Below are 17,593 nucleotides of genomic sequence, written 5' to 3' on the forward strand. Positions count from 1 at the left end.
GGCCCGCGCGGCGTCGGATTCTGTGCCGAGTCGGCCGATCGTCGTACGGCCGTCAACTCCGCGAATCTGGAGCGAGTCATGTCACTGAGCGTCGCCGGGGTCCTGGGCGAGTCGGCCCGTCACTTCCCCGACCGGACCGCGGTCGTCGAGGGCGCCGCCCGCCTCACCTACCGCGAGCTGTGGACGGAGGCGCTCCGCTGCGCGGCCGGACTGCGGGAGGCGGGGGTGAAACCGGGCGACCGGCTGGCCGTGCTCCTGCCGAACACGACCGAGTTCCTGCGCGTGTACTACGGCGCGCTCGCGGCCGGCGTGACCGTCGTACCGGTCCACGCGCTGCTCGTCGCCGACGAGGTGCGGTACGTCCTGGAGCACAGCGGCGCTGTGGGCGTCGTGAGCGGCGGGCCGCTGTGGGCGGTGGCCGACGAGGCCGCGCGGGCGGCCGGGGTGCGCGCCTTCCAGGGCGCGCCCTCGGCGGCCGAGCCGCTGCCCGCCGCCGAGCCGGCCGACCCCTCGGACGCGGCCGTGATCCTCTACACGAGCGGGACGACCGGCCGCCCCAAGGGCGCCCTGCTGACCCACCTGAACATCGTCATGAACGCCTCCGTGACCTCCCGGGACCTCCTCGGTCTCGGCGAGGGCGACGTGGTCCTCGGCTGTCTGCCGCTCTTCCACAGCTACGGCCAGACCTGCGCGATGAACGGGACGCTGCGCCAGGGCGCGACGCTCGTGCTCATGCCCCGGTTCAGCGGCCCCGCGGCCCTGGAGGTGCTCGCCGCCGAGGACGTGACGGTCTTCATGGGGGTGCCGACGATGTACCACGCGCTCGTGGAGGCCGCCGCGGTCTCCGACCGGCGCCCGACGGCCCTGCGCGCCGCCGTCTCGGGCGGCGCCGCCCTGCCGGTGGCCGTCCTGGAGCGCTTCGAGGAAACCTTCCGCACGCAGGTCCTGGAGGGGTACGGCCTGACGGAGACGTCACCGGTCGCCACCTTCAACCAGCCGCACCTCGGCCGCCGTCCGGGGACGGTCGGGCACGCGGTGTGGGGCGTGGAGGTGGGCGTCGCGGACGCCGCCGTGGAGCGGGAGGTGGTGCTGCTCGCGGACGGCGAGGTCGGCGAGGTCGTGGTGCGCGGGCACAACGTCTTCGCGGGCTATCTCGACGACCCCGCGGCGACGGCCGCCGCGCTCGTGGACGGCTGGTTCCGCACGGGCGACCTGGGTGTCCTGGACGAGGACGGCTTCCTGCGGATCGTGGACCGGAAGAAGGACCTGGTGATCCGGGGCGGCTTCAACATCTATCCGCGCGAGGTCGAGGAGGTGCTGGTGCGCCATCCCGCGGTCTCGGAGGTCGCGGTGATCGGCGTGCCCGACGACGTGAAGGGCGAGGAGGTCTGCGCGGTGGTGGTGCGCCGGGACGGGACGCCCCCGCTCTCCGAGGAGGAGCTCGTGGAGTGGTCGCGGGAGCGGCTGGGCCGGCACAAGTACCCGCGGATCGTGCGCTTCGTCGAGGCGCTGCCGCTCGGCCCGACCGGCAAGGTCCTCAAGAGGGCGCTGGTGTCCGGGGGGTGACCGCACGCCCTGCCGTCACCCCATCATCTGGACGGTGCGTCACCGTCGACCCACGGAAAGGTGAATCGATGTCGGAGTACGTCGCGGAGAACGTCCCGGACGGTCCCGGGGTCCGCACGAGGAACGGCCTTCTGCGGGGCGCCCTGAACGACGGGGTGGCGTCCTTTCTGGGAATCCCCTACGCGCAGGCCCCCGTCGGGGAGTTGCGGTTCCGTGCGCCGGAGCCCGCGAAGGCCTGGGAGGGGGTCCGGGAGGCCGTCGCCTTCGGGCCGACGGCGCCCAAGCGCCCGTACTCCCCGCCGCTCGACGCGCTGCTGCCCGACCCGGAGGTGGCGGGCGACGACTGCCTCAACCTCAACGTCTGGGCCCCCTGGCCGGCCGGGGAGGACGGTCCCGGCGACCCCGGGCGTCCCGTCATGGTCTGGATCCACGGCGGGTCGCTGGTCCACGGCTCCTCGTCGGTGCCGGTCTACGACGGCACCGCCTTCGCCCGGGACGGCGTCGTCCTCGTCTCGGTCAACTACCGCCTCGGCATCGAGGGGTTCGGGGTCTTCCCCGACGCTCCCGCCAACCTCGGTCTGCGCGACCAGATCGCCGCGCTGACCTGGGTACGGGAGAACATCGCGGCCTTCGGCGGGGACCCGGAGCGGGTCACCGTGTTCGGCGAGTCGGCCGGCGCGATATCGATCGGCGCCCTGCTGGCCTCGCCGCTCGCGAAGGGCCTGTTCCGGCGGGCCGTGCTGCAGAGCGGCGCCCCGACCTCCAAGTCGCCCGGCTACGCCCGGAGGACCACGGAGGCGATCGCCGCGCGGCTCAAGGTTCCGGCGACGGCGGAGGCGTTCGCCCTGGTCGACCGGGAGAAGCTCCTCGCCGCGCAGACCGCGGTCACGGGCAAGGGATCGCCGTTCCTCGCCGGCCATGCCTTCCACATCACCGTGGACGGCGACGTCCTGCCGGAGGATCCGGGCGACGCGCTCGCGGACGGCGCTTCGGCGGACGTGGAGCTGCTGATGGGCACGAACACGGACGAGTACCGGCTGTGGTTCGTGCCGGGCGGACAGGCCGACCGGGTGGGGCCGCTGACTCAGCGGCTGCTGCTCCGGAAGGGCCGGATAGCGCCCCACACGGCCAAGGTGTACCGGGCGGGCCGGCCGCAGGAGAAGCCGGGTGAGGTCCTGGGCGCGATCGTGACGGACTGGGTGCTGCGGGTCCCGCTGAACATGCTGGCGGACTTCCGGGTGGCCTCCGGAAGGGCCGCCGCGACGTATCTGTACGAGTTCGGCTGGCCCTCGCCCGTGCGCGACCTCCGCGCCTGCCACGCGCTCGAACTCGGCTTCGTCTTCGACACGCTCGACGCGCCGGAGACACAGTTGCTGACGGGCCCGGACACGCCCCGAGCCTTGGCCAAGGCCATGCACGCGGCCTGGGTGGCCTTCGCCACGACGGGTGATCCGGGCTGGCGTCGGTGGGACGCGCGGCGCCCGGTGATGACCTTCGGTCCGGGCGAACCGGCCCTGGTCGAGGCACCGCGCGAGGAGGAGCGGCTCGCCTGGGGCGGCTCACGGGCCGACTGACGGTCCAGGGACGGGGAAGGGGACGGGGAAGGGGACGGGGACGGGGACGGGGAAGGGGACGGGGACGGGGACGGGGACGGGGACGGGGACGGGGACGGGGACGGGGAGAGTGACGAGGAAGGGGACGGATCGTCAGGACCCCTCCCCCGACCGGCACGCCTCGGCGAACTCGTCGCTGTCCCCGGCCCGGGCCTTCTCCGCCCGGGTCGGCCCGCGCTGGGCGAGCGCGCAGAGCCGCTCGATCGACGCCTCGGCGTCGAGAGGGACGGTGTAGGGGCGGGACCCCTCGACCGCCGTGATCCGCTCGCCGGTCGAGTTCGGTGACATCGTCGTGTCGAAGCGCACCCAGTACCGGTAGCGCATCGTCTTCTCCCGGGTGTCCCAGACCACCTGCTCACCGGCGCGGGTCATCGTGTGCAGGGTGTCGCCCCGCTCGTCGAGGAAGCGGCCGAGCGTGTACACGCCGTCGCCGGTGAGCGTGCCCTCCCACGCCTTGCGGGCGATGTCCCAGATCCGGACCGAGCCGCCCGCGTACTGCACGGCGAGCCGTTTCCCGTCCGGCGAGACGAGCAGGTCGCGGACGGACGCGCCGTGCTCTCCCCACGTGAACCACCGGGTGTACTCGCCCGTGCCGAAGTCCCAGACCCCGACCTCGCCGACGGTCCGCACGACCGCCGTGCGCGTGCCGGGCACGGCGGCGCCCCAGGTGCCCGCCGCCGCGCTCGCGAGGGCCCACCTCTCCTGTTCCGAGGGCCGGTACGGCCTGCCGTCCTGCCGGCCCGTGTCGAGGTTCCAGCGCGACATGTAGGAGAGGCCCGAGATCACGGCGTGCCGGTCGTCGGGGAAGGTGGTGACGATCCAGGACGGGGTGAGCCCGGTCAGCGGATCGGGTCCCTCGGCCGTGAGGTCGGGCGGGGCCGGCAGTTCCAGCTCGTGCTCCTTCGTGAGGGTGTGCGTGGTGCCGGGCCCGGACGGCCGCTCGGTCAGCCGCCAGACGAGCATGCTCCGCCGGTCCTCGGTGACGGTCAGGACGCGGGAGCCGTCGGGGCTGAAGGAGGTGGGGAAGCGGGCCAGCGGCTTCGGCGAGCCGGCGGAGCCCATCAGCTCGCGGGTCTTCAGGTCCCAGAGCTGGAGCGCACCACCGGAGGCGTCGACCACCGCGAGGCGCCGGTGCTCCCCGTCCGCGGTGCGGAAGCCGCCGAGCAGGACGTTGGTGTCGAAGGAGTCCGGGGACCGGACCCGTACGGTGACGACGCTGCCGCCGACCGCGACGGCGGCCCGCAGATCGTCCGGCGGGCCGTTGAGAGCCACCGCCGGGAAGCCGCTCCGGCCCGTGACGGTGGCGTCCTCGGGCGCGGGGGACGGCACGTCGAACGTCCCGGGCCAGCCCTTCTCCAGGTCGACGACGAGGAAGCGCATCCGGCCGAGGTCGCCGCCCATGCGGCCCACCGGCTTGACGAGGTGCCGCCCGGTGGCGTCGAGCCGGGGCACGTGGAGCGGGCAGACCTCGGCCGTCGTGGTGGAGGAGTACGTGTGGGCGCGCCGCGGCGCGCGGCCGAGCCGCCACACCTCCAGGGTGCCCTGCGCGGTGCAGGTCACCAGGGTGCCGCCGTCGCCGCTGACGGTCGCGGACGCCGCGGCGCGCTCGCCCCAGGGGCTCTTCGCCGCGCCCGTCGCGAGGTCCCAGGCCAGCAGGCGGCCTGGCGCGTCGTCCCGGGCCGTGCCGGCGGGCACGATCCGGCCCACGACCGTGTGGTCGGCCCCGAACCACGCCTCGACCGCGTCCCAGCCCTTCGGCGGGGTGAGCGTCCGGCCGACGCGGCCGCCGTCGGCGGTGCGCCACACGAGGACGCCTTCCCGGCGGATCGCGGCGAGGACCCGGTCCCCTGCGCCGTCGAAGCGGAGGTCGCTCGCGCGGCGGGGGTTCCTCTCCGCCGCCTCGGCCCCGCGCAGCGGGACGTACCGCACCTTCGCCCCGTGGTCGAAGACGGCCTCCGCGGAGGCGTGGACCCCCAGGGCGATGACGCCCCATTCGCTCGACCGCACCATGACCCGGCCGTTCGGCGAGACGGCGAACCGCGCGTTGTCGCCGGTACGCGTCCGGAACCGCGGATCGGGTCGTGCGGCGTCCGCCCCGCGCAGGTCGAGCTGGACGACGTCACCGTCGTCCAGGAGGGCGTACAACTGCTCGCCGGATCCGGTGAAGGCGAGGTCCTGGACGTCGGACCTGCCCTCCATGACGACGTGCTCGACGTCCCGCATCCGCAGGTCCTGGGCGATCAGCGTCGAGCGGGCCGGCTGCCGGTCGGCGGCGCGGAAGGCGCCGACGGCGAACAGCGACGAGGTGGTGAGGGAGACGCCGTCCAGCGCGGCCGCCTGCTGGGCCAGCCGGTCGGAGGTCAGGCGCCGCTGCTCCGCGACCATGCCCCGGTAGAGGAACGCCCCCACGACGAGGGCCAGTGAGGAGACGACGGCGACGACCGCGGTGAGCTGCCGCACCCGGCGCGCCCGGCCGGCGCTCCGGGCGGCCTCCCGGCCTCTGCGGTCGCGCAGTTCCCCGCTGCTCCGAATGAACTCGCGGTCGTCCTGCGTGAGTTCGTCCCCCTGCTCCGCCAGCCGCTCCTCGGCGAGGGCCAGGGCGGGGTCCTCCAGGAGGTGGCCGTCGGGTCTGCCCTCGCGCCGCCAGCGCCGGGCGTCGTAGCGCAGGGTGCCCAGCCACTCCAGGAAGGCGCGGTCCTCGGTGAGCAGCTCGGTCAGCGGCCGCCAGTGCGCGATGAGCGCCTCGTGGGCGAGCTCGACCGTCTCGCGCCCTTCCTCGTCCACACCGAGCACGAGGATGCGGGAGTCGGCCAGCGCCTGGGCCACGGCCCACCGTTCCTCGCCCGCGTCGCGCCGGAGCAGCCGCGCCCGCAGCGCCGTCCGCGTCCCGGGCGGGATCCGCACCAGTGCCCGCAGCAGGCTTCGGGCGGCCGGCGAGGGCGTTTCGCCCTGGACCGCGTCCCAGGCCGCGTCCGCCCGCTCGCCGAGGGCGCGGCCGACCCCGCCGAGCCGCTCGTAGACGTCGAGGCGGAGGCGGCCGCCGCGGCGCTGTTCCCACAGCGTCTCCAGGACGAAGCCGAGCAGCGGCAGCCCGCCGGGCCGCCCGACCGTGTCCTCGACGATCCGGGCCGCGAGACCGGCGCCGTACTCGACGCCGGGTATCGCGTCGAGCGGCCGCACGACGGCTTCGGTGAGCTGCCGCGCGGTCATCGGGCCCAGCTGGTGGGCGGGCGCGCCGCCGACGAGCCGGCCCAGTTCGGGGTGGCTGAGCATCGCGTCCTGGAGGTCGGAGCGGACGACCGTGAGCACCCGTGTGCCGGGGCGCGCCGCGGCCGCCAGGAGCCGGTCGGCGGTGTCGCGCAGCTCGCCGTCCGGCAGGGTGAGGAGGGCTTCCGCCTGGTCGACGGCCACGACCACGCGCCGGTGGCCGCCGTCGGCCGGCGGGGGCGGCGGCAGGACCGGCGGTCGTCCGGAGACGGCGCGCACCAGGACGACCTCGACGCCCTGTTCCCTGAGGCGCGGCAGGACGCCGGCCATGAGGACGGAGGACTTGCCGGACCCCGAGGGTCCGGTCAGGGTGGTGCAGCCGGTGGGACCGTCCGCCTCCAGGAGACCGAGGACCGCGGCGACGTCGGCGTCCCGGCCGAAGAAGTCCCGGGTGTCGTCCTCGGTGAAGGCGTGGAGACCGGGGAACGGGGAGCGTGGGGCCAGGAGTCCGGCGAGCGCCGGGAGCTGCGCGGTGATGGTGCGGGTCGGGATGCAGAAGCTCTGGCCGCCGGTTCCGGAGGCGGTCGCCGTGACGACGCCCACCACGGCGCCGGTCGTCTTGTCCCACACGGCCGCGCCGCTGAAGCCCGGGCGGATCGGGTCCGAGGCGCCGTCCGGGGACATCTGGAGCCAGCCGATGCCGGTGCGTCCGTGGAGCGTGGCGGTGTGCCAGCCGCCCTCGGCGACGTTGTCGGGCAGCCCGAGGACGAGGGCCCGGTGCGCCATCGTCGAGGGCGGGTCGGCCATGACGACGGGCCGCGCGCCGGGCAGCGCGGCGGCGAGGCGGAGCACGGCGAGGTCGCCCCGGCCGTCCGGGTGCTCGGGCACCCAGTCCCGGGTCCGGGCGGTGACGGTGCCGGCGTCCGCGTGGGTCTGGAGCAGCCGGACGTCCAGCGCGGCCTGCGGCGGTTCGGTGTGTCCGCGCGGCAGCCCGGACGCGTCGGTGACGACGTGGGCGCAGGTCAGGACGAGGCGCGGGGCGATCAGTACGCCGACCCCGGCGACGCCCGCCGGGCCGGTGATCCGCACCGTGGCGGCGGCGAGCGCCTCCTCGGCGATCTCGTCGTGGGAGGGGTGCCGCTCGCTCATCGCCCGTCCGCCTCGCTCAGCCGGCTCGGCGGGAGAGGTCCGACCAGTTCAGGGTGACCGTGAAGTTCGCCTCGGTCCCCGTCGTCGCGATGACGACGTCGGCGCCAGCGGTGAGGGAGATGCCGAACTCCAGGCCGATCTCGTCCGGGGGGTTCTCCATCTGCGTGAAGCGGGACACGAAGCTCTCGGCGACGGGCCGTACGGCGTCGAGCATCTGGTCGAGCGTGCGCGAGGCCTGGACGGCGGCCCGCGCTCCGCGTCCGACCCGGGTGACCGCGTCCGTGCCCTCGGTCTCCCTGATCCGTACCAGCACCGGCTCGTCTCCGGGCCGCCCCGTCGGCACCTGCACCGTCACCTCGGCCATCGCGTGCGCACTCCCGTCGCCGTCCTCGTCCGTCGTCGGACACGAGCTGACCTCACGGGGACGGCAGGGTCAAGGCCACAAGACGCCAACTACGGCCCTTTACCGATCAGTTGAAGCCACGGTGGATCCTCGGGGCGGCGGCGGGAATCCCCTCGCGGCCGCACCTGTTGGACAGATCGACGGCGCCGGCCCGGCGCCGTCGAGTGACGGCCCCAGGAGGCAAGCGTGCACGGCAACCCGGAGACCATCCGCCGGATCCTCACCCAGAGCGGCGACACCTGGGCGGTCGTCGGCCTCTCGTCGAACCAGCGCCGGGCGGCGTACGGCGTCGCGGCGCTGCTGCAGCGGTACGGCAAGCGGATCGTCCCCGTCCACCCGAAGGCCGAGACGGTCCACGGCGAGCAGGGTTACGCCTCCCTGGACGAGATCCCGTTCCCGGTCGACGTCGTCGACGTGTTCGTGAACAGCGAGCAGGCGGGTGCGGTCGCCGACGAGGCGGTCGCGATCGGCGCCAAGGCGGTCTGGTTCCAGCTGGACGTCGTCGACGAGGCCGCGTTCGCCCGTACGCGCGAGGCGGGCCTGGACATGGTCATGGACCGCTGCCCCGCGATCGAACTCCCCCGCCTGGCCTGACCGGCCCGCCGCGCCCGGCCCGCCGCGCCCGACGCGACGGGCACGGCGTGGCGGGCCCGACGCTGCGGGCACGACGTGGCGGGCCCGACGCTGCGGGCACGACGCTGCGGGCACGACGTGGCGGGCCCGACGCTGCGGGCACGACGCTGCGGGCACGACGTGGCGGGCACGACGTGGCGGGTGCAGCGGCCGCGGAGCCGGTTCAGGCGACCGGCACGCCGAGGCCGTCGAGGACGACCGCGCCCGGGAGTTGGGCGAAGGCCTTCCCCGGCAGGATCAGCTTGCCGCGCCGGCGACCGCTGCCGACGAGGACCCACTCGGTGTCCACGACGGCGGCGTCGACGAGGAGGGCCCAGTCCGCCGGGAGGCCGACGGGGGTGATCCCGCCGTACTCCATGCCGGTCTCGCCGGTCGCCGCGTCCATCGGCGCGAACGAGGCCTTGCGGGCGCCGAGGTGCTTGCGCACGACTCCGTTGACGTCGACCCGGGTCGCCGACTTCACGACACAGGCGGCCCGCGTGGTCGTCTCGCCCCGCTTGCCCGCGACGACCACGCAGTTGGCGGACGCGTCGAGCAGCGCGGGCCCGTGGTGCTCCACGAAGACGGCGGTGTCGGCGATGTCCGGGTCGGTGTCCACGTACAGGAGCTGTTCGACCGGTACGGGCCCCTGCCAGGCGCGGACGGCGGTGGCGACGGGGCCGGTCAGCTCGTCGAGGCAGTCGGCGGCGGGGCGGGCGTTGTCGAAGTCTCCGAGGGGTGCGCGCATGCGCGTCACGCTAACAACCCGCCCCCGGGTCGCGGACGTCCGTCTCAGCGTGCGGGCGGGATGGAGACGGCCATGGTCATCTCGACCGTCTCGTCCCCGTCGTTGCGGTAGGTGTGCGGCACGTTCGCCTCGAAGACCGCGGACGTGCCGGCCGGCAGGGTGTGCTCGGCCCCGTCGACGACGAGGGTGAGGGTTCCGGCGCCGACGTGCAGGAGTTCGGTGGTGCCGTCCGGGTGCGGGTCGGAGTCGCTGCCCTCGCCTGGCACGAGCGTCCAGGACCAGAGCTCCAGCGGCCCGCGGGCCTCGGTGCCGACGAGGAGGGTGGTGTGGCTGCCGGTGGGGGTGGACCACATGCGGACGGCCTGGTCCGGCGGGACCAGCCGGACCTGGGGGCCCTGCTCGTAGTCGAGGAGGGTCGTGATGGAGACGCCGAGGGCGTCCGCCAGCTTCACGGTGGTGCCGACACTGGGGTTGGTCCTGGCCTGCTCGATCTGGATGATCATGCCCCGGCTCACCCCGGCCCGGGCGGCGAGCGCGTCCAGGGTGAAGCCCCGCTCCTTGCGCCAGCGCTTCAGGTTCCGGGCGAGCGACTGCGTGAGCTGATCGAGGTCCGACACATTCCGTCCAATATCTTGGATGACAGAGTTCAATGCACTGAACTACGGTGGGCTGTACCCGACTGTTCACTGCACTGTACTGCGTGCTGCCGCACGCGACTGCGAGGATCCATGACCGCCCTGTTCGCCCTGGCCACCGCGTTTCTCTGGGGCCTCGCCGACTTCGGCGGCGGACTGCTCACCCGCCGGATCCCGGCCCTCACGGTCGTCGTGGTCTCCCAGGTCCTCGCCGTCCTCGTCCTCGGCACCCTCGTCCTCGCGACCGGAGCCTGGACCGAGGCGAGCCCCCAGCTCTGGTACGCGGTCGGGGCCGGCGTCGTCGGCCCCGCGGCCATGCTCGCCTTCTACAAGGCGCTGGCCCTCGGCCCCATGGGCGTGGTCTCGCCGCTCGGTTCGCTCGGCGTCGTCGTCCCCGTCTCCGTCGGCCTGTTCCTCGGCGACCGCCCCGGGCTCCTCCAGCTCGCCGGCGTCGTCGTGGCGATCGTCGGCGTGACGCTCGCGGGCGGCCCCGAGCTGCGCGGCGCGCCCGTGCAGCGCCAGGCGGTCCTGCTCACCCTGTTCGCGGCCTTCGGCTTCGGCTCGGTGATGGCCCTCATCGCCGAGTCCTCCACCACCGTCACCGGCCTGTTCCTCGCCCTGCTGGTCCAGCGCGTCACCAACGTCCTGGTGGGCGGCGGCGCCCTGTGGGTCTCCGTGCGCCGGGGCGGCCGGGCCCTCCCCGAGGGCGGCCCCGCCGTCATGCGCGCGGCGCTCCCCGCCCTCGCCTTCGTCGGCCTCGCGGACGTCGCGGCCAACGGGACGTACGCGATCGCCGCCCAGCAGGGACCGGTCGTCGTCGCCGCGGTCCTCGCCAGCCTCTACCCCGTGGTCACCGCCCTGGCCGCGTTCGCGGTCCTCAAGGAGCGCCTCCGCCCGGTCCAGGCGGCCGGCGCGGCACTCGCCCTCGGCGGCACGGTCCTGCTGGCCGCCGCCTGACACGGAGCGGCGCCCGCCACCCCGCGACACACGGCCCCGGAGCCCGCCACCCCGCCGCGCAGGACACCCCTACGAGGACGTGCCCGCCTGTTCGACCTCCCAGGCCGCGAGCGCGGCGAGCTGTTCCGAGGTCACGTGCTCCGGGATCGGCTGGGGGGCCGGGGTGCGCAGCGGCGGCTGCCAGCCCTTCTCCTTGTCCCAGCTGCGCACGACCCTGGCCGGGGCCCCGGCCACCACCGAGTGGTCCGGCACCTCGCCACGGACGACGGCGCCCGCGGCGACGACCACGTTCCGGCCGATGCGCGCGCCGGGCAGGATCACCGCGCCCGTGCCGAGCCAGCAGCCGGGCCCGATGGAGACCGGCTCCGAGCGGGGCCACTGGCGGCCGATGGGCTCGTCCGGGTCGTCGTAGCTGTGGTTGGTCGAGGTGATGTAGACGTACGGGCCGCAGTAGGTGTCCGAGCCGATGGTCACCGTCGTGTCGGCGATGACGTGGCTGCCCCGTCCGAGGACCACCCCGTCGCCGAGGGTCAGGACGGTCTCCGTACCGAGGTCGAGGCCCGGCAGCATCCCCGCCGTGAGGGTCACCTGCTCGGCGATGATGCAGCACTCGCCGATCTCGATCCACGGCTCGCCGAAGACCGTGCCCTGCGGGAAGGCCAGCCGCGTCCCCGCGCCGAGGCGGCGGAAGCGCAGCTTCCCCGGGTGCTCGGCGGTGACGGAACCGGCCTGCTGCGCCCAGCGCCAGGCGCCTTGCACCGCAGCGGCGACGGCCCTGCGCCGCCAGGCGGCGAGGGATGAGAACGTGTTTCTGTTCCTGGGCACCCGGCCACGGTAGTCGGCGCCTTCGTGCCTGATCAGTGCGGTGCGCTGTGATGTCCGTCATGGGCACCGCATAGGGTGCGCCCGGGGGCCACCCCCGGGCGCGACACGACGGCTGAACGATCAGGAGCGAACCATGGCAGAGGCGTTGATCAAGGGTGTGGGCGGTAAGGAGCCGCAGATCGACCCGACCGCGTTCACGGCCCCGACCTCGGTGGTGCTGGGCGAGGTCACCCTCGGCGCCCGCGCCAACATCTGGTACCACACGGTGCTGCGGGCGGACTGCGGTCCCATCGCGATCGGCGAGGACTCCAACGTCCAGGACAACTCCACGGTCCACGTCGACCCCGGTTTCCCCGTCTCGATCGGGGCCCGGGTGACCGTCGGCCACAACGCGACCGTCCACGGCTGCGTGATCGAGGACGACGTGCTCGTCGGCATGGGCGCGACCGTCCTCAACGGGGCCCGGATCGGCGCGGGCTCGCTCGTCGCCGCCCAGGCGCTCGTCCCGCAGGGCATGCAGGTCCCGCCGGGTTCGCTGGTCGCCGGCGTCCCGGCGAAGGTCCGCCGTCCGCTGACGGAGGAGGAGAAGGCCGGCATCAAGCTGAACGCCGAGGTCTACCTGCAGCTCGCGCAGAGCCACGCGGAGGCCTTCGGGGGCTGAGCCGTACGGCCCGAGGACGAAGGAGGGCGGCACCCGCGCGGGTGCCGCCCTCCTGTCGGTCTTCCCGGCCGTTCCCCGGCCGTCTTCCGTCCGGCTCAGTCGCCGACGGCGACCGGCTCCCGCTCGACGGCGTCCTGCCGCTCCGCCGCCGCCTTCTTGGCGCGGTTCTTGATGATCAGCATCGAGGCGACGCCGATCAGTACGGCGAGGACGAGGCCCAGCCAGGAGAAGCGCTTGAGCCAGGCCTCGGCGACGATGCCGACCGAGTAGATGACGGCCGTGGTGCCGCCGGCCCAGAGGATGCCGCCGAAGACGTTGGCGATGAGGAACTTCCAGTACGGCATGTGCAGGACGCCCGCGAGGGGCCCGGCGAAGATCCGCAGCAGTGCGACGAAGCGGCCGAAGAAGACCGCCCACATGCCCCACTTCTGGAAGGAGCGCTCGGCGAGCGCGATGTTGGCCTCGCTGAAGTGCTTCGGGAACTTGTTCCCCAGCCAGGCGAGGAGGGGTCTACCGCCCCTGCGGCCGATGGCGTAGCCGATCGAGTCGCCGATGATCGCGCCGGCGGTGGCACAGGCACCGAGCACGTACGGGTTGATGTCACCGTGCTGCGAGGCGAGCAGCGCCGAGCTCACGAGGACGATCTCGCCGGGCAGCGGGATGCCCAGGCTCTCCAGTCCGATCACCACGCCGACCAGCGCGTAGATCGCGACCGGCGGGATCGTCTCCAGCCATTCCTGCACGTGCAACGCGGTTCCTCCCGTGTCGGCCGCCCGGCGTGCCCCGCGTCGGGCACGCCGGGGCAGCCTACCCGGTCAGGAGGGGCGGACCTCGACGCCGAGGCGGAGGCCGGGGTCGGCCGAGGAGGAGCCGACGCGCACGGTCCGGCGGCCCGTGCCGAGGACCCAGCCGTGCCGTGCGGTGTCCCAGGAGGACAGGGTGCGGGCGGTGACGTGGACGGTCACCCGCCGCCGTTCGCCGGCCGCGAGCTCCAGCCGGCGGTAGCCGGCGAGGGCGGAGCGCGGCTGGTCGATCCCGAGTGATGTCAGGTCCGGGGAGGGGCCGAGGTAGATCTGGGCGACCTCGACGCCGTCCCGGCGGCCGGTGTTGCGGACGGTGAACGTGACGTCGAGACCCTCCGCGGCCCCGGGGGCGACGGTCAGGTCCTCGTACCGGAAGGTCGTGTACGAGAGGCCGTGCCCGAAGGGGTAGAGCGGGACGACGCCCTCGGCCTCGTACCAGCGGTGGCCGACGTGCACGCCTTCCCCGTACTCCTCCACCCCGCCCTCGCCCGGGTAGCGGCGCGGGTTCCCGGCCGTGGGGTGGCGGTCCTCGGCGGCCGGGAAGGTCTGGGTGAGGCGCCCGCCGGGGTCGGCGTCGCCGAAGAGGACGGCCGTGGTGGCGGCCGCGCCCTCCTGCCCGGGGTAGTACATCTGGAGGACGGCGGCGGTCCGTTCCCGCCACGGCATGGTGACGGCCGACGAGGTGTTGAGGACGACGGTGGTACGGGCGTTGGCCGCCGTCACCGCCTCGATCAGGGCCTCCTGGTGGCCGGGGAGGGCGAGGGTCGCGCGGTCCTGGCCCTCGGTGGCGTCCTCGTAGGCGAAGAGGACGACGCTGTGCGCGGCGCGCGCGGCGCGGACGGCCTCGGCCAGGTCGGCGGCGCGGGTGGCCCCGGTGACGGCACGGAGCCGGAAGAGCTGTCCGGCGGGGCCGCCGCGAGCGGTGATCTTCAGCTCGTGCGGTCCGGCGGTGAGGCTCCGGCCGGTGCGCCGGACGTGGAGTCCGTCGGGCGCGCGGCCGAGGAGGCCGCCGACGAAGTACTCGGTGATGCCCTGGCGGACGGGGAAGAGCTCGGTGCCGTCGAGGGTGACGGTGGGCCGGGGGCCGCTGTAGTGGACGAGGAAGGTCCACTCGTCGGGGTCGGTGGCGGTGAGCGTGACCGTACGGGTCCAGGTGGCACCGGCGGCGACGCGGACGCCCTCCAGGTCGACGGCGGGTGACAGCGGCGGCAGCGGGCGGCCGAAGAGGTCCTCCCCCACGGCGTGGGCGACGGAGGCGTCCTTCCCCGCTCTGGCCCGGATCGCGTCCAGGGGGCTGGTGGCGGCGTCGGGGACGACATGGGCGCTGCCGCCGCCGCTGACGAAGGGGACAGTGGCCGTGGGGCCGATGACGGCGAGGGAGCGGACGGCCCGGTCGGTGAGCGGCAGGGCTCCGCGTTCGTTGCGCAGGAGGGTCGCCCCGGCGACGGCGACCCGCAGGGCGAGCCGGGCGCCGGATGCGGCGTCCCTGGCGGGGCGCGACGGGGTCTCGTCGAGGAGCCCGAAGCGCTCGCGTACGGAAAGGATGCGGCGTACGGAGCGGTCGACGGCGGCCTCGCCGATCCGGCCCGCGCGGACGGCGTCGCGCAGGGCGGCGCCGTAGCGGGAGCCGCCGGGCATCTCCATGTCGAGTCCGGCGGCGAGCGCGGGGCCGGTCGAGTGGACGGCGCCCCAGTCGCTCATGACCCAGCCGTCGAAGCCCCAGCGGTCCCGCAGGATCCCGGTGAGCAGGGGGGCGTTCTCGGTGGCGTGGACGCCGTCGACCTTGTTGTACGCGGCCATGACGGCGCCCGCTCCGGCGGCCACGGCGGCTTCGAAGGCCCGCAGTTCGGTCTCGTGCAGGGTCTGTTCGGCGGCGTGGACGTCGACGGTGGTGCGGTCGCGTTCCTGGTTGTTGAGGGCGAAGTGCTTGACGGTGGCGACGAGGCCCTCGGCCTGGATGCCGCGGATCTCCTCGGCGACGAGGTCGGCGGTGAGGAGCGGGTCCTCGGAGAAGGTCTCGAAGTTCCGTCCCGCGTACGGGGTGCGGATGAGGTTGGCCATCGGGGACAGCAGCACGTCCTGGCCGAGGGCGCGTCCCTCGCGGCCGATGACCCGGCCGTAGGCACGGGCGAGGCCGGGGTCGAAGGAGGCGGCGAGCATGACGGGCGCGGGCAGGGCGGTCGCAGGGCGGCGGACGCGGATGCCGGCGGGGCCGTCGGCGAGGCGGAGCGGCGGGATGCCCAGCCGGGGCACGCCGGGGACGTGGCCGGCCTGGCCGAGGCTCGCGGGGTCGGCGGCGCCGTGGAGGAGGGAGACCTTCTCGTCGAGGGTGAGCCGGGCGAGGAGTTCGTCGACCCGTCCGACGGGCGCGGCGAGGGGCGCGGTCCGCCGGGGCCGCGTGCCGGCCGTCGCGGGCGGGACGGCGGCGAGGGCGGCGCCGCCGGTCAGCGCGAGGAGCAGCGCCCGCCGCGAGAGCCGCGGGCCGCGCCGCCGGGGCCGGGCCTCCGGGGACGGGGCGGTGGCGGGTGACGCTTCGTCGGACACGCGGCGGCTCCTTCGCGCGGGGTGCGGGCCCGGCCCGGGTGCGTCCGTGCCCTGCCCGCACTATGCGTGACGGGACGTCCGATTCCGGGGCGGCGGCCCGGAACACGTCGGCCCCCGCACCCGAAGGGGGGTGCGGGGGCCGGCGCGGCGCGTCCGCGGAGTACCTCGTGGATCAGGCGTTCGGGCGCAGCGTCCACAGGACGGTCATCTCGCCGGTGACGGCGCCGTCCTCGCGGGTGATGTCGATCCGCACCGGGAACTCCGGCCGCTGACCGGCGTCGAGTTCGGCGACGACCTCGGCCACGGGGCGGCCCAGGGTCGCGGTGGCGGTGACGACGCCCATGGCGAGCTTCTTGTAGGCGATCTCGGCGCTGACGGCGAGCGGGACGGCGCGGGTCAGCTGGTCGCCGAAGGCGGCGAGCACGATGGCGCCGCTGGCGGACTCGGCCAGGGTGAACATCGCTCCGGCGTGCGGGCCGCCGACGTGGTTGTGATAGGCGGGCTGGTCCGGCAGGCGCACGACGGCGCGCTCGGCGGTGGTCTCCAGGAACTCCAGGTTGAGGGTTCCGGCCATGGGGACCGTGGCGGCGAGCATCTCGCCGACGGTCATCTGGTCTGCGCTCATGGCCGTGATGTTACCCACCGGTAGCAGCCTTGGCCATCCCTCTCGTGGCCCCGCCGCCACCGCACCTCTATCGTTACTGGCCATGTGGCCAGGACAGCAGCCGCCCGGGGGCGAGCAGAACCCGCAGGACCAGAGTCAGAACCCCTACCAGCAGTCGGGGTACCAGCAGCCGAACCCGTACCAGCAGCAGCCGGCCCAGCCCGGTTACCCACAGCCGCCGACGCAGCCCGGGTATCCGCAGCAGCCCGCCCAGCCGGGCTACCCGCAGCAGGGGTACGGCCAGCAGGGCTACCCCCAGCAGCCGGGATACCAGCAGCCGAACCCGTACCAGCAGCCGACCGTGGCGCAGTACGCGGTCCCGGGGCAGCCCGGGACGCCCGGCCCCGACGGCGGCAAGAAGAAGACGACGCTCGTGGCGATCGTCGCCGCCACCGCCGTGGTCGTCGCGGCCGGCGTCACCGGATTCCTCGTGCTCGGCAAGGACGACGAGAAGGAGCCGACCGCCGCCGACCCGAAGCCGTCCGTGTCGGCCCCGGCCTCCGGCGCGCCCTCCGAGCCCTCCGAGCCCTCCGCGCCGCCGCTCGACAACCCGCGTGACGGCGCCGCCCAGCAGCCGACGATCCCCGGCTGGAAGGTCGTCCACAACCCCAAGTACGGCACCCTGTTCGACGTACCGCCCGAGTGGGAGGTGTTCAAGCCGGGGTCGATCACGTACTTCGACGACGAGAAGAAGTCCGGCACCCCGCTCGTCACGATGTCCAGCCCCACGCGCTTCAAGAAGAACTGGTGCACCTACGACGTCAACAAGGACGGCAGCGAGGAGACCTGGGGCCTGGCCACGGCCGGCACCAAGGGCGGCCAGGGCGCCAAGAACACCTCGGACGCGGCGCGCGGCGAGGCCGGCACCTGGGTGTGGGGCGGCTACGCCCAGCACATGCCCAAGAGCACGATCAAGATCTCCAAGCCCGTGCCGTACACGACGAAGTCCGGCCTCACCGGCAGCATGGCGACCGCCACCGCTCCGGGCGTCAAGAAGCGCAACAAGTGCGAGTCGGACGGCAAGTCGCTCGCCTTCACCTTCAAGAACGCCAAGGGCGACTTCAGCACCTTCGTGCTCTACGGGCCCGACGGCGTCAAGGACGAACTGCCGGACGCCACCATCAAGCAGATCCTCTCCACGGTCAGGCTCACCTCCGCGTCCTGACCCGGCCGGCGGAGAAGCGCCCCGTGCCCGCGCGGCGCGGG

14 protein-coding genes are annotated in these 17,593 nt (G+C 74.4%); 6 read left to right on the forward strand and 8 right to left on the reverse strand.

The features are described 5' to 3' along the window. Window positions 1-78: 78 nt before the first annotated feature. On the forward strand, window positions 79-1,566 hold the full coding sequence (locus tag ACF08F_RS22340) for a long-chain fatty acid--CoA ligase (protein WP_392300272.1): 1,488 nt from the start codon (window positions 79-81) through the stop codon (window positions 1,564-1,566). 68 nt (window positions 1,567-1,634) lie between these two features. Beyond that, a complete protein-coding gene (locus ACF08F_RS22345; protein WP_392300273.1) occupies window positions 1,635-3,140 on the forward strand; it encodes a carboxylesterase/lipase family protein in 1,506 nt (501 codons plus the stop codon). A gap of 132 nt (window positions 3,141-3,272) precedes the next feature. On the opposite strand, the gene ACF08F_RS22350 is transcribed toward ACF08F_RS22345, so the two are convergent. Continuing rightward, window positions 3,273-7,535: a trypsin-like peptidase domain-containing protein gene (locus ACF08F_RS22350; RefSeq protein WP_392300274.1), complete on the reverse strand. Its 4,263-nt coding sequence runs from the start codon at window positions 7,533-7,535 to the stop codon at window positions 3,273-3,275. Between the two features lie 16 nt (window positions 7,536-7,551). Then, the gene (locus ACF08F_RS22355; protein WP_392300275.1) at window positions 7,552-7,899 is read right to left on the reverse strand and encodes a CU044_2847 family protein; all 348 of its coding nucleotides are present in this window, start codon (window positions 7,897-7,899) and stop codon (window positions 7,552-7,554) included. A gap of 225 nt (window positions 7,900-8,124) precedes the next feature. Here ACF08F_RS22355 and ACF08F_RS22360 point away from each other — a divergent pair, with 225 nt between their 5' ends. After that, complete coding sequence (locus ACF08F_RS22360; RefSeq protein ID WP_392300276.1) at window positions 8,125-8,532, forward strand: CoA-binding protein; 408 nt, start codon at window positions 8,125-8,127, stop codon at window positions 8,530-8,532. Window positions 8,533-8,734: 202 nt separating this feature from the next. Here the strand turns inward: ACF08F_RS22360 and ACF08F_RS22365 are convergent, their stop codons facing one another. Both ACF08F_RS22365 and ACF08F_RS22370 read right to left on the reverse strand, forming a co-directional pair. Then, window positions 8,735-9,298 carry a YbaK/EbsC family protein gene (locus ACF08F_RS22365; RefSeq protein WP_392300277.1) on the reverse strand — a complete coding sequence of 188 codons (564 nt, stop codon included), beginning with the start codon at window positions 9,296-9,298 and terminating at the stop codon, window positions 8,735-8,737. 44 nt (window positions 9,299-9,342) lie between these two features. Continuing rightward, the gene (locus ACF08F_RS22370; protein ID WP_392300278.1) at window positions 9,343-9,915 is read right to left on the reverse strand and encodes a helix-turn-helix domain-containing protein; all 573 of its coding nucleotides are present in this window, start codon (window positions 9,913-9,915) and stop codon (window positions 9,343-9,345) included. A gap of 111 nt (window positions 9,916-10,026) precedes the next feature. Here ACF08F_RS22370 and ACF08F_RS22375 point away from each other — a divergent pair, with 111 nt between their 5' ends. Further along, window positions 10,027-10,890 (forward strand): EamA family transporter, encoded by an 864-nt coding sequence (locus tag ACF08F_RS22375; RefSeq protein WP_392300279.1) that lies wholly within the window; start codon window positions 10,027-10,029, stop codon window positions 10,888-10,890. 69 nt (window positions 10,891-10,959) lie between these two features. On the opposite strand, the gene ACF08F_RS22380 is transcribed toward ACF08F_RS22375, so the two are convergent. Further along, a complete protein-coding gene (locus ACF08F_RS22380) occupies window positions 10,960-11,715 on the reverse strand; it encodes an acyltransferase (RefSeq protein ID WP_392300280.1) in 756 nt (251 codons plus the stop codon). Between the two features lie 133 nt (window positions 11,716-11,848). On the opposite strand from ACF08F_RS22380, the gene ACF08F_RS22385 reads away from it, so the two are divergent. Next, window positions 11,849-12,376, forward strand: a complete 528-nt coding sequence (locus ACF08F_RS22385; protein ID WP_392300281.1) for a gamma carbonic anhydrase family protein — start codon at window positions 11,849-11,851, stop codon at window positions 12,374-12,376. A gap of 95 nt (window positions 12,377-12,471) precedes the next feature. Here ACF08F_RS22385 and ACF08F_RS22390 read toward each other — a convergent pair whose 3' ends face one another. From ACF08F_RS22390 to ACF08F_RS22400, 3 genes are all read right to left on the reverse strand, one after another. Then, the gene (locus tag ACF08F_RS22390) at window positions 12,472-13,125 is read right to left on the reverse strand and encodes a DedA family protein (protein ID WP_392300282.1); all 654 of its coding nucleotides are present in this window, start codon (window positions 13,123-13,125) and stop codon (window positions 12,472-12,474) included. 66 nt (window positions 13,126-13,191) lie between these two features. Beyond that, a complete protein-coding gene (locus ACF08F_RS22395; protein WP_392300283.1) occupies window positions 13,192-15,723 on the reverse strand; it encodes a glycoside hydrolase family 3 C-terminal domain-containing protein in 2,532 nt (843 codons plus the stop codon). Window positions 15,724-15,895: 172 nt separating this feature from the next. After that, window positions 15,896-16,348, reverse strand: a complete 453-nt coding sequence (locus ACF08F_RS22400) for a DUF4442 domain-containing protein (protein WP_174867632.1) — start codon at window positions 16,346-16,348, stop codon at window positions 15,896-15,898. Between the two features lie 82 nt (window positions 16,349-16,430). On the opposite strand from ACF08F_RS22400, the gene ACF08F_RS22405 reads away from it, so the two are divergent. Continuing rightward, window positions 16,431-17,552: a hypothetical protein gene (locus tag ACF08F_RS22405; protein ID WP_392300284.1), complete on the forward strand. Its 1,122-nt coding sequence runs from the start codon at window positions 16,431-16,433 to the stop codon at window positions 17,550-17,552. The last annotated feature ends 41 nt before the right edge of the window (window positions 17,553-17,593 follow it).

Origin of the sequence: Streptomyces sp. NPDC015130 (assembly GCF_043080005.1) — a bacterium.
In the GTDB taxonomy this organism is placed as follows: domain Bacteria; phylum Actinomycetota; class Actinomycetes; order Streptomycetales; family Streptomycetaceae; genus Streptomyces.

Coding starts and splice junctions, on each gene's coding strand:
- ACF08F_RS22340 (WP_392300272.1), top strand. CDS start 79: ATGTCACTGAGCGTCGCCGGGGTCCTGGGCGAGTCGGCCCGTCACTTC.
- ACF08F_RS22345 (WP_392300273.1), top strand. CDS start 1,635: ATGTCGGAGTACGTCGCGGAGAACGTCCCGGACGGTCCCGGGGTCCGC.
- ACF08F_RS22350 (WP_392300274.1), bottom strand. CDS start 7,535: ATGAGCGAGCGGCACCCCTCCCACGACGAGATCGCCGAGGAGGCGCTC.
- ACF08F_RS22355 (WP_392300275.1), bottom strand. CDS start 7,899: ATGGCCGAGGTGACGGTGCAGGTGCCGACGGGGCGGCCCGGAGACGAG.
- ACF08F_RS22365 (WP_392300277.1), bottom strand. CDS start 9,298: ATGCGCGCACCCCTCGGAGACTTCGACAACGCCCGCCCCGCCGCCGAC.
- ACF08F_RS22375 (WP_392300279.1), top strand. CDS start 10,027: ATGACCGCCCTGTTCGCCCTGGCCACCGCGTTTCTCTGGGGCCTCGCC.
- ACF08F_RS22385 (WP_392300281.1), top strand. CDS start 11,849: ATGGCAGAGGCGTTGATCAAGGGTGTGGGCGGTAAGGAGCCGCAGATC.
- ACF08F_RS22400 (WP_174867632.1), bottom strand. CDS start 16,348: ATGAGCGCAGACCAGATGACCGTCGGCGAGATGCTCGCCGCCACGGTC.
- ACF08F_RS22405 (WP_392300284.1), top strand. CDS start 16,431: ATGTGGCCAGGACAGCAGCCGCCCGGGGGCGAGCAGAACCCGCAGGAC.